Raw genomic sequence first — 12,942 nt, forward strand, 5'->3', positions numbered from 1 at the left:
ATCAAGTACTTGGTACATAACTGCGGGATCTTTGGGGGATTTCATGCCGGGCGAGTTCTACTTTCCATCGATGCTGCTGTTCGGCCCGATCATCGCCGCCGTGCTGGTCTACGCCGTGCTCCGCTGGGTAATCTGGGCGCCGGATACAGGCACCTCCCCGGCATCGGTGTCGGAACACGCATTGTGGGTGGGGGTCATCGGCTGGCTGGCGAGCTCGCTGCAGGGCGCCATGAATCTGGGCATCATTCCGGCCGACCCTTCCGCCGGCGGCGCCATGACGACCCCCGCGACGATCTTGCCGACCCTTACCTGGCCGATCCTGGGCTGCCTGGGCGTACACGCGCTCGGCCAGGTCAGCTATCCGGGGCCGCGGCGAATGCGGCGGCAGACCGTCCTGTCGGTCCGGCGGATCCGCGACTTCCTGCCGCACCGGCTGGCCGCGGTCACGGCGGCCGTCTTTGCCGCCGCCGGCGCGCTCATTGTGTGGACCGCCACGCTCCCGGGGTTCGCACCCGTGCCGCCCACAACCGTGGCGGACGGCCCGTACACCCGGCAGACGCTGGGCGTTGACGGCCGTATTCCCGGGGTTGAGCTGGCCGCCTGGCTGGGCGGAGCCCTGGCCGTCCTGGCCGCCGGGACGATGCTGGTGCTGTGGCTGATTGCCAGCCGCCGCCAGCTGGAGGCCCTCGACGCCGGCGACAATGCGGTGCTGCGCACCATCGCAATGAACCGCCTGCTGCGGACCGCTTCCATAGTGGCTGCGGGGCTGGGCGTGATCGCAGGCAACTTCGCAGCGCGGCCGGACCCGTCAACCGGCGTCTCGTCCTGGACGAATGCGGCCGGCCTGGCGGGCATGGGAGTCCTCTTGATGATGGGGTTTTGGGGGCCGCCGCGGCTCGCGGCCGCCGGGCTGGGCGCGCGCAACCGGCCGCCTTCAGGACTGCAGGCCGGCGGCCAGCACCCCGCGGCCCGGCTGGTCTCGTCGCTGGGTCCGCTGCTGGGACTCGCGGCGGTGGTGCCCCTGCTGGCGGGGGTCTTCATCGTCCCCGGACTGACCGCCGCCGCGGCGGGCTTCGGAATGGCGGGCTTTGCTACCCTGATGGCGGCCGCGGTGCTGGCGGTCATTGCGGCCGGCGAACTGCTCCTGCAGCGCAACTACGGCGACCCGGGAGCCCCGCGCAACTGGCCGCGGCAGCCGGTTAGCCCGGCAATGCTGACCACCGCCGTCCTGGCCCTGCTGTCGTTCCTGCTGGCCCTGGCAGTCACGGCGGTCGGTCAGGAACGGCTCTATGGAGAGCCGTACTGGGTTCCGCCGGCCCTCCTCGCGGCCGGCGGCGCGCTTGCCTCGGTGCCGGCTTTCCTCGCCGCCAGGCACCGGCAGGGGGTCCCCGGTCTTGCCGGCGGCATGGACGCCGCGCTGCGCGCCGTCACGATCCACCGGACCGTGCGGACCCTCGCGGCCCTGTTCACCGCCCAGGCCGCCGTGTTGCTGCTGACCCAGGGGCCCGCGTGGGCTGCCGTGTTTGCAGCCGAATCCTTCGGGGGACCATTCAATCCCGACGCCAACACGTGGTGGCCGGCGACCCTGGCCGGAGCGGTCCTCGGCACCCTTGCCACCATCATCGCCGTTATCCCCGTCGCCGGCCCCGCGCGCAGCCCGGCCGGACCCGTGCCGCGGCGGGACAAGGAGCCCGCCGCGTGACCGCGGGAATCTCCATCGACCTCCGCTCGGCCACACCGCCGTACGAGCAGATCCGGGCGCAGATCGCCTCGCTGATCGTCATCGGGGCGCTGCCGCCGGGAACCCGGTTGCCGACCGTCCGGCGCCTCGCCGCAGACCTCGGCATTGCGGCCGGAACCGTCGCACGTGCCTACAAGGAACTCGAACAAGCCGGGCTGATCCAGACCGGGCGCCGCAACGGAACCGTCGTCGCCGGCCCGGTCGGCGGGGACGGCCCGGGTGGCACCCTCGGTGATGCTGTCCCGGCGCGGCCGTCGGCCGGACCGAACGCCGCGGTCATCGCCGCCGTCGACCGCTTCATTGCGGAGGGCCGCCGCGCCGGCCTGGACGACGGCGCCCTGCTGGCGATCGTGCGGACCAGGCTCAACCAGCACAACGGATAAGGCGCGTGAACGAGTTCTCAGTAGACTGGGACCGTGAGCATCCCAACGCCCTATGAAGACCTGCTGCGCGATGTCTTCGAGCACGGCACGCACAAATCGGACCGCACCGGCACGGGCACCCGCAGCGTGTTCGGCCGGCAACTCCGCTTCGACCTGGCCAAGAGCTTCCCGCTCATCACCACCAAGCGGGTGCACTTCAAGTCCGTCGCGGTGGAGCTGCTGTGGTTCCTGCGCGGGGACAGCAACGTGAAGTGGATGCAGGACCAGGGCGTCACCATTTGGAACGAATGGGCCGACGCCGACGGCGAACTGGGCCCGGTCTACGGCGTACAGTGGCGTTCCTGGCCCACGCCCGACGGCGGCCACATCGACCAGATCGCCGATCTGGTGGACAACCTCAAAGCCAACCCCGACTCGCGCCGCCACATCGTCTCGGCCTGGAACGTGGCCGAGCTCAAGAACATGGCCCTGCCGCCGTGCCACGCCTTCTTCCAGTTTTACGTCGCGGACGGCAAGCTCTCCTGCCAGCTCTACCAGCGTTCCGCGGACACCTTCCTGGGTGTTCCCTTCAACATCGCCTCCTACGCCCTGCTGACGTGCATGCTGGCCCAGCAGACCGGGCTGGAACCGGGCGAATTCGTCTGGACCGGCGGCGACGTCCACATCTACGAGAACCATCTGGACCAGGTCCTCACGCAGCTGCGCCGGGAACCTTACGAATATCCGCAGCTGAAGATCACCCGCAAGCCGGAATCCATCTTCGACTACACCCTCGAGGACTTCGAGGTGGTCGGCTACCAGCACCATCCCACGATTAAGGCACCGATCGCCGTATGAGCAACGAGACCAGCAACCCCACCGAACCCGCCGAGTTCACCGAACGTCTCCGCGGCACCGTCACGGGCCTGGGCCTGGTCTGGGCGCAGACCAGCACCGGGGTGATCGGCCAGGCCGGCTCCATGCCCTGGCACCTGCCCGAGGACATGCTGCACTTCAGCCGGCTCACCACGGGGCACCCCGTCATCATGGGCCGCAAGACCTGGGAATCCTTCCCGGACAAGTACCGGCCCCTGCCCGGCCGCACAAACATCGTCGTCACCCGGCAGGAAGACTGGGGCGGGACGCCGGAAGCGGACGGCGCCCTGGCCGTCAAGTCGCTTGACGACGCCCTGTTGGAGTCCCAGTTCGCACCGGGCCAGCAGATGGTCTGGATCATCGGCGGCGGGGAGATCTTTACCCAGTCCCTGGACCTTGCCGACGTCGCCGTGGTCACCACGATCGACACCGCCACCGAGGGCGACACCTTCGCTCCGGAGCTGGGTTACGACTGGACCGCGGAGGCCAGCCTCCCGGCCGACGGCTGGCTGACGGCAGCGAACGGCACCCGGTACCGGATTACGCTGTGGCGCCGGACGGAGGCCAAATAGTGCTGCGCAAGCCTGAAACCCTTTTTGTCCTTGGCTACATGCTGCTGCCCCTGCTCGCGCTGCTGTCCGCGATCGTGGGACTGACCATGATCCTGGGCGGCAACAAGATCACAGGGGCTATCGTGCTCGTCGTCGTCACCCAGGTCTTCGCCTTCGGTGCGGTGCTGGCCCTGCGCCGGCGCAAGAGCGCCCTGCTGGCCGAGCCCGACGGCGACTAGGGCACCCGCCGCCGGCGGCACCGGGGCGGGGTGATGGGGAGATCAACCCATCGCGGGATCCCGGCTCCCCCGCTAGATTGAGGCGGGTCAGATTCTTTGGCCCGGCGGTATTGAGCCGGAATGCACTTGGTCTTGGCAGCGGCCCGTTAGGCTGTTGCCCGTAAAGGGGGGATGCCATCATGGCAGGAAACTTGTGGGGCGCCGACGTCGCCCAGCTGCGCATGCTCGCGCAGAATTTCGGCAAAACGTCCGAGACGCTCCTGCAGCAGTCGACCTCCCTGACGTCGGCCATCAACAACAACACGTCATGGAAGGGCGCCGACGGTGCCCGCTTCAAATCCGAGTGGAACTCGAACCACCGCACCCAGATTCTTCAGACCGCGCACGCCCTGAAAGAGCAGTCCAAGCGGCTGATGACCCAGGCCGACGAGCAGGAGAAAGCAAGCAACGCCGCTCCAGGCGCCGGCGGCGGCCCGGGAGTTCCGGGTGCGCCGGGTTCGCCAGGAAACTGGGCCCTCCTGGGCGGCGCTGCCGGGATCGGCATCCTTCGGAACTTCATGGGGATCCAGAAGAACGTCAAGGCCCCGCTCACCCTGGCAAAGCATCTTGGCCAGTACGGCTGGGTTTGGAAAAATCAACGCGCCGAATTCGTGAAGAGCATGCTCACGAAGGGCCGGCACCGGCTCGGCGGCCCTGTCTTCGACACGCGGCACTTGTGGCAGAACACCCAGGGCAACAAAACCCTCGAGGGACTGCTCAAGGAGTCCACCAAGAACAGCAGGACCCTGAAGCTGATCGATCAAGCGTCTGATGTCGCTTCTTTGAAGAACCTGCAAGACATCAAGGGACCGCTGGACAAATTCCTCGGTCCGCTGAACAAGGTCGCCAGCCTTACTGCCGAAAGATCCTTGGTTGGCGCAGGCACGAAGTACGAATGGCTCGGAAAGGCCGGGCTGGCGCGCGGCCTGGGCTGGGCCGGGGTGGGCTTCAGCGCCTACGACTCGGTCCAAAGCTTTGCGAAGGGGGACATCGAAGGGGGCCTCGGCAGCGCCTTCAAGGCCGGCCTTGGCGTCGGCTCCTTCCTGCCGCCTCCGGCCGGCACCGTCTGTCAGGTTGCCAGTGTGGGCATCGCCGTCTACGAGAACTGGGACACGATCAGCAGGGTCGGCAAGGACGTCGGTGAAGGCATCGTCAACGCCGTCAAGGATCCCGGCAAATTTGTCAGCGACACGGCCAGCAACATCAAAGATGCCGGCGAGTCCGTGGCTAAGTTCTTTAGCTTCGGGGATTAGGAGACTCATATGACCGTTCAGGACGAGACGACCCAGGAGCCCCGGCTCGGGGTCGACGTCATCGGCTTCGGGGTGGGCGAATTCGCCTACCTGCTGAATGTTTTCGAAGGTCCGGCCCGCGATCGGTCGGTCAGTGTTTTCCGCGCGGAGGAACTGGTGCAGGACGACACGCTGTCCACAGCCGGGGCGTCATCTTTGATCGCCAGGGACCTGGCGACGGTCGATGACGACGGCGACCTTGGCGTGAAGGGGGTGGCGGCCGCTGTCGCAACCGCCCTCGGACACGCGACGCGCTGGACTGAGATCTCCCTGCTCACCCAGGACAGCATGGACAACGTCGTGCTGGTCGAAGCGCCGGAGGTTGCTTTGATGCTGCAGCCCCGTGTGCTGGGGACCTGGTTCGTGTTCGCCCAAGACGCGGCCATCAGTTCGGCCGAGGCCACCCTCCGCGTGGTCCGCCAGCATGTCGAGCAGAATCCCGGGGGCACGGCTTACCTGGTCTTCAAGACCCTCGACACGGACAAGCACCTGTTGGTCCGCCGCGGAGAGGATGCGTGGGCCACCGGCATCCCCGACTTCGCCACGGACGAAGTGGCCGAAACCGACGGCCTGGACGACGCCGGACTGCTGCGCGCCATCGAGGAGTCGCGTGGCCAGGCGTAGCCGCGACGTGCCCCAGGAACCGGGCTACGTGGCCGGCCCTCCCCCGGAGGAACGCGTACGTCACCGCCTCTCGGAGGACGGCGAACTGATCGCCTACTCGGACGAGGAATACGGTGTCCGAAAAGATGACGGCCACGGCATCATCAAACCCGTGAACTCGTCGCGAGGCCTCCTGTTCCTGGCAATCCTGGTCACCCTCGCCTTCGGCGGAATGCTCTACGGCCTGGCGCAAATCGCCATCACCGGTCAGTGGGACATTCTTGGACGCACCTGGTGGATGTTTCTGGTGATCCAAATACCGCTGATCGCCGGCTGGGCGGGCTACCTCAAGGAACGCAAGGCGGAGAAGCTGCGCAAGGCCCGCAACCTGCCGCGGCCGGTCGAGTAGCGTGCGCGCAATCGAGGAGCGCGATGGCCAAGCGTAACCGGGACGTGCCCCAGGAATCTGGCTACGTGCCGTACCAGCCTCCAGAACAGCGGGTGATGCACCGCCTAGGAGAGAACGGCGAAATAGTCGCATACACCGAGGACGAGTACGGCGTGCGGAAGGACGACGGGCTCGGCATCATCAAACCGGTGAACTCCTCAGGCGGCCTGCTGGTCCTGTCCCTACTGATGACCGCCCTGTTCGGACTGATGCTTTACGGCGTTGTCCAGATGGCTTTGACCGACCAGTGGAACATCATGGGCGAGATCTGGTGGATGTACGTGCTGGTCCTCTATCCGCTCTTCGCCGGCTGGGCCGGCTACGTCAAGGAACGCAAGGCGGAGAAGCTGCGCAAGGAACGCAACCTGCCGCGGCCGGTCGAGTAGCCACTGCCGCCCCCGGCGGGCCCCCGCGTGACGTAACCGACTGCGGCCGGGCCGCCGCAAAGTCTAAACTGGCCCAATGACTACAGCAGCTACCCCGTCCGTTGGACTGGTCGGTTGGCGTGGCATGGTCGGCTCCGTCCTGATGCAGCGCATGCAGGACGAGGGCGACTTCGCCAACATCAACCCGGTCTTCTTCTCCACCTCGAACGCCGGAGGTGCCGCTCCCGCCGTGGCCGGCGCGGCGGCCGGTGCGGCCGGCAAGCTCGAGGACGCGTTCGACGTCGAGACGCTGGTGAAGCTGCCGATCATTGTCACCGCCCAGGGCGGCGACTACACCAAGCGCGTCCACGGCGAGCTGCGCAGCCGCGGCTGGGACGGCCTCTGGATCGACGCCGCCTCCACCCTGCGCATGAACGACGACTCGATCATCGTGCTGGACCCGATCAACCGCGACGTCATCGACGCCGGCCTCTCCGGCGGCGTCAAGGACTACATCGGCGGCAACTGCACGGTCTCCTGCATGCTGATGGGCCTCGGCGGGCTGTTCAAGAACGGCCTGGTCGAGTGGGGCACCTCGATGACCTACCAGGCGGCGTCCGGCGGCGGCGCCCGGCACATGCGCGAGCTGCTGAGCCAGTTCGGCACGCTCAACGCCGAGGTCAGCAGTGAACTGGACGACCCGGCGTCGGCCATCCTGGAGATCGACCGCAAGGTCCTGGCGCACCAGCGCACCGACATCGATGCGACCCAGTTCGGCGTGCCGCTGGCCGGCTCGCTGATCCCCTGGATCGACGCGGACCTCGGCAACGGCCAGTCCAAGGAAGAGTGGAAAGCCGGGGTGGAGACAAACAAGATCCTCGGCACCGCCGGGGAAAACCACGTCATCATGGACGGCCTGTGCGTCCGGATCGGCGCCATGCGCTCGCACTCCCAGGCCCTCACGCTCAAGCTGCGCGAGGACCTCTCCGTCGCCGAGATCGAGAAGCTCCTCGACGCGGATAACGAATGGGCCACCGTGGTGCCCAATACGAAGGAAGCCTCGATGGCGGACCTCACCCCGGTGGCGGCCTCCGGCACGCTGGACATCCCGGTGGGCCGCATCCGCAAGCTCGAAATGGGCCCGGAGTACATCAGCGCCTTCACCGTCGGCGACCAGCTGCTCTGGGGCGCAGCGGAGCCGCTGCGCCGCATGCTGAAGATCGCCACCGGCACGCTCTAAGCACCGCCGGTGTCCTCCAGCCCGAGGAACCTCCGGTACTTCGCGGCCTGCAGCTCAAAGGATTTCCGAGCGGCAGGCCGCAGTCCGTTAACATCGTCGAAGGGCTCCGGCACGACGGCGCCGCCCCGCCCCTTCGCGGCCGCGGACCAGGTACCGATCACCTCGCCGCCGGCCACGATGGTTTTCTTGAACACCCCGTTGCCGCCCGGGACGATTTTGTCCGCGTGGTGCGCGGGCAGGGCGATGGACCGGTCGGTGTAGCCCAGGAGGAATTCGTCGAAGGCCGGCAGTGCCAGCACGCTGCGCTGGCGGGGGACGCCGCCGTCGAGCAGGGCCGCCGTCTGCGGCGAGAGCCAGTAGGACGTCCCCTCGAACTCCAGCTCCACCAGCTTCTCCCGCACTGCGGCCAGCGCCGCCCGGGCTTCCGTCACCGGAATGCCGGACCACCACGCGAAGTCCCGCTCGGTGGCAGGGCCGTGGCTGAACAGGTAGCGCAGCAGCCATTCGGCGATCCCTTCCTCACGGCCCAGCCGCCGCGAGGTGGTAATCCAGTCATCAAAGGCGACCACCAGCTGCTGGTTCCCGGCCAGCGGCCCCTGCACCAGCAGCCCCTGCTGGCACAGCACGCCGAGCAGATGAATGCCGCGCTGGCCGGCGGTGGACTGGCCGGATTGTTCGAACGCCCGGAACAGCTCCGCCCGGCTGGCCGCCGCCCCGCCGGAGACCCGCAGCAGCGCCGCCTCCCCGGCGGCGTCGATGTCCGCAGCGGAGATGCCAAGTTCCCGGTGCCGCCCGGCGAGGCCTTTGATCAGTCGGCCGGAGGTGATATCCAACACCCACCTTAGGTCCTCCGGCGCCAGCAGATGCAGCGTGCCGCGCATCGGCCAGGAGCGGACCACCTCGCCGCGGTCCAGCGCCGCGCGGACATCGGCCACGCGGGAGTCCCTGACGCGCTGTCCCACCGCCCACAGCGAGGCCTGCAGGTCCTGCGCCTGCATGGCCGTCATGCCCCGGACCGCGGCCGGCACGGAGCTGAAACCCGGGCCGGCCAGCCCCTGCGAGGCCAGACGGAGCCGGCCCATAACGCTTCGGCTCAGACGCGTGCGTACCACAGCTGCCATGGGAACATCCTAGGGCCGGGGCACGACGGTCCGGCGGGTCACGGTAGTGCCCGGTTGCCGCCCGTCACCCTCCCAGCCTGCGCCCAGCCGGATTACTTAAAGTGGAGGCATGACTTTGGCTGATGTGTGGCCGCGGCTGCGGCCCGTGTGCAGGAGGCTGGCCCTGCTGGGCTGGGCCTCCAGCGCGGCCGGCATGGCGGCCGGCCTCGCCGTCGCCATCGCCAGCGGCACCCGTCTCTCCCCCATGATGACAACGTTCCAGACCGTCTCCGCCGTGTGCATGGTGATCGCGGTGGCCAGCTTCGTGACCGCGGCGACGTTCCAGCCGCGGACCCCGGCACTGCCGGACGGAGACCGGCGCGAGCTTGAGCTCGATCCCGGTGCGGAATTTCCCGCCACGGTGCAGAGCTTCCTGCTCGGCTCGCTCGCGCTGCTGGCCGGCGCGGTGGCCTTCGCCTGCGCCGGTCTACTGCTGCGCAGCGGGCCCAGCGCCCAGTCCGTGGCGTTCTGCCAGGTCTTTCTGCTCGGCGCTGCGGCCTCCGGTTTCACTTTTATGCTCTTCAGTAAGGTGACCCCGCGCCGCGGCAGGAACTAGCACCGCCTGCTGCCGTGTCCTAGAGCTCGACGCCGATCAGCAGCGGTTCGGGGTGCAGTTCAATACCAAAGCGTTCGACGACGCCGCGGCGCACCTCCCGGGCTACCGCCAGCAGGTCCGCAGCGCTGGCGCCGCCCCGGTTCGTGATCGCCAGGGTGTGCTTGGTGGACAGTGCGGCGCGCCCGCCGGACACGCTGCCCGGGTCAAGCCCGAATCCCTTCCCGTAGCCGGCCCGGTCGATCAGCCACGCCGCGGAGAGCTTGGTCAGCCCGTCAGCGCCGCCCGGGTAGCGGGGGGCGTCCGCGGGCAGGCCCGCGGCGACCTCGGCCGGGACAATGGGGTTCGTGAAGAAGGAGCCGGTGGAGTAAGTGTCCCGGTCCGCGGGGTCCAGGACCATGCCCTTGGAAGCCCTGAGCCGGAGCACCTCGCGCCGGACGTCGTTGGCGTAGGCCCGCTGGCCGGTCTCGACGCCGAGGGCCCGGGCCAGCTCGGCGTAGCGGACCGGGGCGCTCATCCGGCCCAGCGGCAGCTGGAATTCCACTGTCAGCACCACGTACCGCGGGGACCCGCCGGAGGTGGTCTGCTTCAGATTGGAGTCTCGGTAGCCGAACTTCAGCTCCGAGTTCGTGAACGTCTGCACAGCACCGCGTTCGCGGTCCCAGGTGCGCACCGCGGCAATGGTTTGCGAGACGTCCGCGCCGTAGGCGCCGACGTTCTGTACCGGAGTCGCGCCGGTGGCGCCGGGGATCCCGGACAGGGCCTCCAGGCCGGACCAGGCATGCCTGACGGCGTGCTCCACCAGGGCATCCCAGTTATGGCCGGCCTGGACCACGACGGCGACGCCGCCGCACGAGTCCTCGGCGTTGACGGTGAAGCCCTCGGACGCGATTTTCAGCACCGTGCCGGGGAACCCGTCGTCCGCGACCAGCAGGTTGGAGCCGCCGCCGATGATCAGCAACGGCTGGCCGGCGGCGTCGGCCGTGCGGACGGCGTCGATGATCTCCGCCTCGGTGCGGGCTTCGACGTAGGTGGCGGCCGGGCCGCCGACGCCGGCCGTGGTCAGGGCGGAAAGCAGAGTCTGGGTCACCCCACCAGCCTAGCCGGGTTCGGCACTCCCCTCGAAGCCGCCTCCGGCGCCCTAGGCGGTTTTGCGGGCCACCGGGGAGAGCAGGAAACTGACCACGAGCATCACCATGACGGCCAGCAGCGAGTGCAGGATGCCGACGTGCTCGGCCAGCAGTCCTAGCAGGGGCGGCCCGCAGAGGAACGCCCCGTAGCCGATGGTGGAGACCACCGAGACGCGCGCCGCTGCCTTGACGGGGTCGTCCGCGGCGGCGGACATGCCCACCGGGAAGCCCAGCGAGGCGCCCAGCCCCCAGATGGCCAGGGCGACATAGGCCAGCCACGGAACCGGCGCGAAGACGAACAGGCCCAGTCCCGCCACGGCCAGCGCCGCGCACCAGCGCATCACCGGGACCCGGCCGTAACGGTCCAGCACCAGGGTGCCGGCAAAACGGCCCACGGTCATGAAAGTGACGAAGAGACCGTACCCGGCGGCCCCGGCGGCGTCGGACTGGCCGTGCCCGTCGGCGAGCGCCAGCGCCACCCAGTCCCCCGCCGCGCCCTCGGCCAGGGCGAGCCCGAGCACCAGGACGCCGAGCAGCAGGGTCCGGCGGTCCCGCCAGGCCTGCGCGATCTGCCGCTTGTTGTCCAGCGGCTCGTCCGGGCCCTGCGTGGCCTGGCTGATAATCGGCAGCGGACCGGTGGAGGGATCCTCGAAGGTGTCCGTCCCGGCCGGGGTGAAGTCTTTCGCGTCCTCCACCGGGGTGATGTCGGCGCGAAACCAGCGCGCGGCCGTGGCCACGGAGCCGGCGACCAGCAGGCCGACGGCGGCCAGGTGCCAGAAGACCGGCACGCCGGTGCCGGCAGCCCAGGCCCCTGCGCCGGCACCGGCGACGGTGCCCAGGCTGAACGCGCCGTGCAGCCGCGGCATGATGTGCCGCCGGACGGCGCGTTCGACGGCGGCGCCCTCCACGTTGGAGGCCGTGTTCCAGCTGGCCGTGCCCAGTCCCACCACAACCAGCCCTGCGGCGACGGCCAGCGGGTTGACCAGGATCGAGGTCCCGAACCCGGCAAGGACCAGGCCCGTGCCCACCATGATGCTGCCGATCCGGATGGTCTGCTTGGAGCCGAAACGCAGCACGATCAGCCCGGACGCGGAGACGGAGACGAAGGAGCCCAGGGTCATGCACAGCAGCAGCAGGCCGACGTTGCCGGGCGTGAGGTCGAGTCCGTCACGGATGGCCGGCAGCCGGGACACCCAGCTGGCGAAGGCTATGCCGCTGAAGGCGTAGGCGGCGACGACGGCGTTGCGCCAGCGGGTAACCTCGGCGGACGGGGCGGCACGCGCCCTCACGGCAGCATCATGCGGTCAGGCCAGCCTGACGACGGCCTGGGCCTTCATGAGGACCTTCTGCCCGCCCGCGACGACGGTGAGGTCCACGCGGGCGGTGCCCGCGTCGGCGTCGAGCGCCCCAATGGCAGCACTGACCTCGATCACCGCCCCGGCCTCCGGGGTGCCCGTGGTGTCGGCGACCGGGACCGGCTTGCTGAAACGGGTCTGGAAGTCGACGACGGCGGCCGGATCGCCGGCCCAGTCGGTCACGTGCTGGACGGCGGCGCCCATGGTGAACATGCCGTGCGCAATCACGCCGGGCAGGCCGACGCCGGTGGCGAAGGCCTCGTTCCAGTGGATCGGGTTGAAGTCACCGGAGGCGCCCGCGTACTTGACGAGGTCGGTGCGGGTGACCTCGATGCTGCGGCTGCCGAGGTCCTGGCCGACCGTCAGTTCTGAAAATGTGGGTGTCATGGCTACTGTCCCTCTCCGCGGACCAGGATGGACGAGGTGGTGGTGGCGACGGCGTCGCGCTTCCCGACGCCGGACTCCTCGCCGGCGAGGGCGAAAATTTCGGAGCGGGTGGTGATCATGGCGCCGCCCCCCATCGCGCGGACGCCGTCGACGTGCAGTTCGGCGACCAGCCGGTCGCCGGCGACGATCGGGCGGTGGTGGACGAAGCGCTGGTCGGCGTGCACCACGCGGGAGAAGTCGATGCCTGAATCCGGATCCTCGATCAGCTGCGCGTCGGCCCGCTGCGCGACGATGATCGCGAAAGTCGGCGGGGCCACGAGGTCGCCGTGGCCCAGGGCCCGCGCGGCGTCCACGTCGAAGTGGGCGGGGTGGGAGGCCTTTACCGCGCGCGCGAACGCGCGGATGGTCTCGCGGCCGACGTCGTACACCTCTGCGGCAGGGTAACTGCGGCCCTGCAGATCCGGATTGATAGTCATGGTTCCAGCCTAGCGCCCTGCCTCCGGGGGCCTTTTCCGTTACCTCCGACGACGGGCCTTGCGCAGCAGCGATATGATGGAAACATCAATCCAGCAATCCGCGGCGGAGAGTGATCCGGCTGCGG

The 12,942-nt window shown here is 69.0% G+C and carries 16 protein-coding genes; 11 read left to right on the forward strand and 5 right to left on the reverse strand.

Annotated elements, in window-relative coordinates; translation table 11 throughout:
- Positions 1 to 43: 43 nt before the first annotated feature.
- The 10 genes from AC1MED_RS14375 (at position 44) to asd (ending at position 7,756) form a co-directional block, all read left to right on the forward strand.
- On the forward strand, positions 44 to 1,702 hold the full coding sequence (locus AC1MED_RS14375) for a hypothetical protein (RefSeq protein WP_479783876.1): 1,659 nt from the start codon (positions 44 to 46) through the stop codon (positions 1,700 to 1,702).
- Entirely contained in the window at positions 1,699 to 2,124 is a 426-nt protein-coding gene (locus tag AC1MED_RS14380; RefSeq protein WP_479783877.1) for a GntR family transcriptional regulator, read from the forward strand. The genes AC1MED_RS14375 and AC1MED_RS14380 overlap by 4 nt, the downstream gene beginning before the upstream one ends.
- A gap of 33 nt (positions 2,125 to 2,157) precedes the next feature.
- A complete protein-coding gene (locus AC1MED_RS14385) occupies positions 2,158 to 2,961 on the forward strand; it encodes a thymidylate synthase (protein WP_479783878.1) in 804 nt (267 codons plus the stop codon).
- Positions 2,958 to 3,551: a dihydrofolate reductase gene (locus tag AC1MED_RS14390; RefSeq protein WP_479783879.1), complete on the forward strand. Its 594-nt coding sequence runs from the start codon at positions 2,958 to 2,960 to the stop codon at positions 3,549 to 3,551. Before AC1MED_RS14385 ends, AC1MED_RS14390 begins: the two co-directional genes overlap by 4 nt.
- On the forward strand, positions 3,551 to 3,769 hold the full coding sequence (locus AC1MED_RS14395) for an NF038396 family protein (protein WP_346960654.1): 219 nt from the start codon (positions 3,551 to 3,553) through the stop codon (positions 3,767 to 3,769). The genes AC1MED_RS14390 and AC1MED_RS14395 overlap by 1 nt, the downstream gene beginning before the upstream one ends.
- A gap of 179 nt (positions 3,770 to 3,948) precedes the next feature.
- Positions 3,949 to 5,061, forward strand: coding sequence for a WXG100 family type VII secretion target (locus AC1MED_RS14400; RefSeq protein ID WP_479783880.1), 1,113 nt, complete (start codon positions 3,949 to 3,951; stop codon positions 5,059 to 5,061).
- Positions 5,062 to 5,070: 9 nt separating this feature from the next.
- The gene (locus tag AC1MED_RS14405; RefSeq protein ID WP_346960656.1) at positions 5,071 to 5,724 is read left to right on the forward strand and encodes a hypothetical protein; all 654 of its coding nucleotides are present in this window, start codon (positions 5,071 to 5,073) and stop codon (positions 5,722 to 5,724) included.
- Positions 5,711 to 6,112, forward strand: a complete 402-nt coding sequence (locus tag AC1MED_RS14410) for a hypothetical protein (protein WP_479783881.1) — start codon at positions 5,711 to 5,713, stop codon at positions 6,110 to 6,112. The genes AC1MED_RS14405 and AC1MED_RS14410 overlap by 14 nt, the downstream gene beginning before the upstream one ends.
- A gap of 23 nt (positions 6,113 to 6,135) precedes the next feature.
- On the forward strand, positions 6,136 to 6,537 hold the full coding sequence (locus AC1MED_RS14415; protein ID WP_479783882.1) for a hypothetical protein: 402 nt from the start codon (positions 6,136 to 6,138) through the stop codon (positions 6,535 to 6,537).
- 76 nt (positions 6,538 to 6,613) lie between these two features.
- Complete coding sequence (asd, locus tag AC1MED_RS14420) at positions 6,614 to 7,756, forward strand: aspartate-semialdehyde dehydrogenase (protein ID WP_479783883.1); 1,143 nt, start codon at positions 6,614 to 6,616, stop codon at positions 7,754 to 7,756.
- Here the strand turns inward: asd and AC1MED_RS14425 are convergent.
- The gene (locus AC1MED_RS14425) at positions 7,753 to 8,877 is read right to left on the reverse strand and encodes a winged helix DNA-binding domain-containing protein (protein WP_479783884.1); all 1,125 of its coding nucleotides are present in this window, start codon (positions 8,875 to 8,877) and stop codon (positions 7,753 to 7,755) included. The two genes, asd and AC1MED_RS14425, sit on opposite strands and share 4 nt — an antisense overlap.
- A 109-nt stretch (positions 8,878 to 8,986) precedes the next feature.
- Between AC1MED_RS14425 and AC1MED_RS14430 the strand changes: the two genes are divergently transcribed.
- Positions 8,987 to 9,472, forward strand: a complete 486-nt coding sequence (locus AC1MED_RS14430; protein WP_479781486.1) for a hypothetical protein — start codon at positions 8,987 to 8,989, stop codon at positions 9,470 to 9,472.
- A gap of 19 nt (positions 9,473 to 9,491) precedes the next feature.
- On the opposite strand, the gene AC1MED_RS14435 is transcribed toward AC1MED_RS14430, so the two are convergent.
- From AC1MED_RS14435 to AC1MED_RS14450, 4 genes are read right to left on the reverse strand one after another with little or no spacing between them, the layout of a single operon-like run.
- Positions 9,492 to 10,559 carry a UDP-N-acetylmuramate dehydrogenase gene (locus AC1MED_RS14435; RefSeq protein ID WP_479783885.1) on the reverse strand — a complete coding sequence of 356 codons (1,068 nt, stop codon included), beginning with the start codon at positions 10,557 to 10,559 and terminating at the stop codon, positions 9,492 to 9,494.
- 51 nt (positions 10,560 to 10,610) lie between these two features.
- Positions 10,611 to 11,888 carry an MFS transporter gene (locus tag AC1MED_RS14440; RefSeq protein ID WP_479783886.1) on the reverse strand — a complete coding sequence of 426 codons (1,278 nt, stop codon included), beginning with the start codon at positions 11,886 to 11,888 and terminating at the stop codon, positions 10,611 to 10,613.
- Between the two features lie 15 nt (positions 11,889 to 11,903).
- Positions 11,904 to 12,341 carry a MaoC family dehydratase gene (locus AC1MED_RS14445; protein WP_346960665.1) on the reverse strand — a complete coding sequence of 146 codons (438 nt, stop codon included), beginning with the start codon at positions 12,339 to 12,341 and terminating at the stop codon, positions 11,904 to 11,906.
- 2 nt (positions 12,342 to 12,343) lie between these two features.
- On the reverse strand, positions 12,344 to 12,817 hold the full coding sequence (locus AC1MED_RS14450; RefSeq protein ID WP_479783887.1) for an FAS1-like dehydratase domain-containing protein: 474 nt from the start codon (positions 12,815 to 12,817) through the stop codon (positions 12,344 to 12,346).
- Between the last annotated feature and the right edge of the window lie 125 nt (positions 12,818 to 12,942).

The sequence above is a fragment of the Arthrobacter sp. BI5 genome (assembly GCF_056680065.1).

Excerpts from the sequence above, each read along its gene's own strand:
- AC1MED_RS14425 (WP_479783884.1), bottom strand. The coding sequence starts at position 8,877 with ATGGCAGCTGTGGTACGCACGCGTCTGAGCCGAAGCGTTATGGGCCGG.
- AC1MED_RS14405 (WP_346960656.1), top strand. The coding sequence starts at position 5,071 with ATGACCGTTCAGGACGAGACGACCCAGGAGCCCCGGCTCGGGGTCGAC.
- asd (WP_479783883.1), top strand. The coding sequence starts at position 6,614 with ATGACTACAGCAGCTACCCCGTCCGTTGGACTGGTCGGTTGGCGTGGC.
- AC1MED_RS14415 (WP_479783882.1), top strand. The coding sequence starts at position 6,136 with ATGGCCAAGCGTAACCGGGACGTGCCCCAGGAATCTGGCTACGTGCCG.
- AC1MED_RS14445 (WP_346960665.1), bottom strand. The coding sequence starts at position 12,341 with ATGACACCCACATTTTCAGAACTGACGGTCGGCCAGGACCTCGGCAGC.
- AC1MED_RS14375 (WP_479783876.1), top strand. The coding sequence starts at position 44 with ATGCCGGGCGAGTTCTACTTTCCATCGATGCTGCTGTTCGGCCCGATC.
- AC1MED_RS14390 (WP_479783879.1), top strand. The coding sequence starts at position 2,958 with ATGAGCAACGAGACCAGCAACCCCACCGAACCCGCCGAGTTCACCGAA.
- AC1MED_RS14400 (WP_479783880.1), top strand. The coding sequence starts at position 3,949 with ATGGCAGGAAACTTGTGGGGCGCCGACGTCGCCCAGCTGCGCATGCTC.
- AC1MED_RS14450 (WP_479783887.1), bottom strand. The coding sequence starts at position 12,817 with ATGACTATCAATCCGGATCTGCAGGGCCGCAGTTACCCTGCCGCAGAG.
- AC1MED_RS14430 (WP_479781486.1), top strand. The coding sequence starts at position 8,987 with ATGACTTTGGCTGATGTGTGGCCGCGGCTGCGGCCCGTGTGCAGGAGG.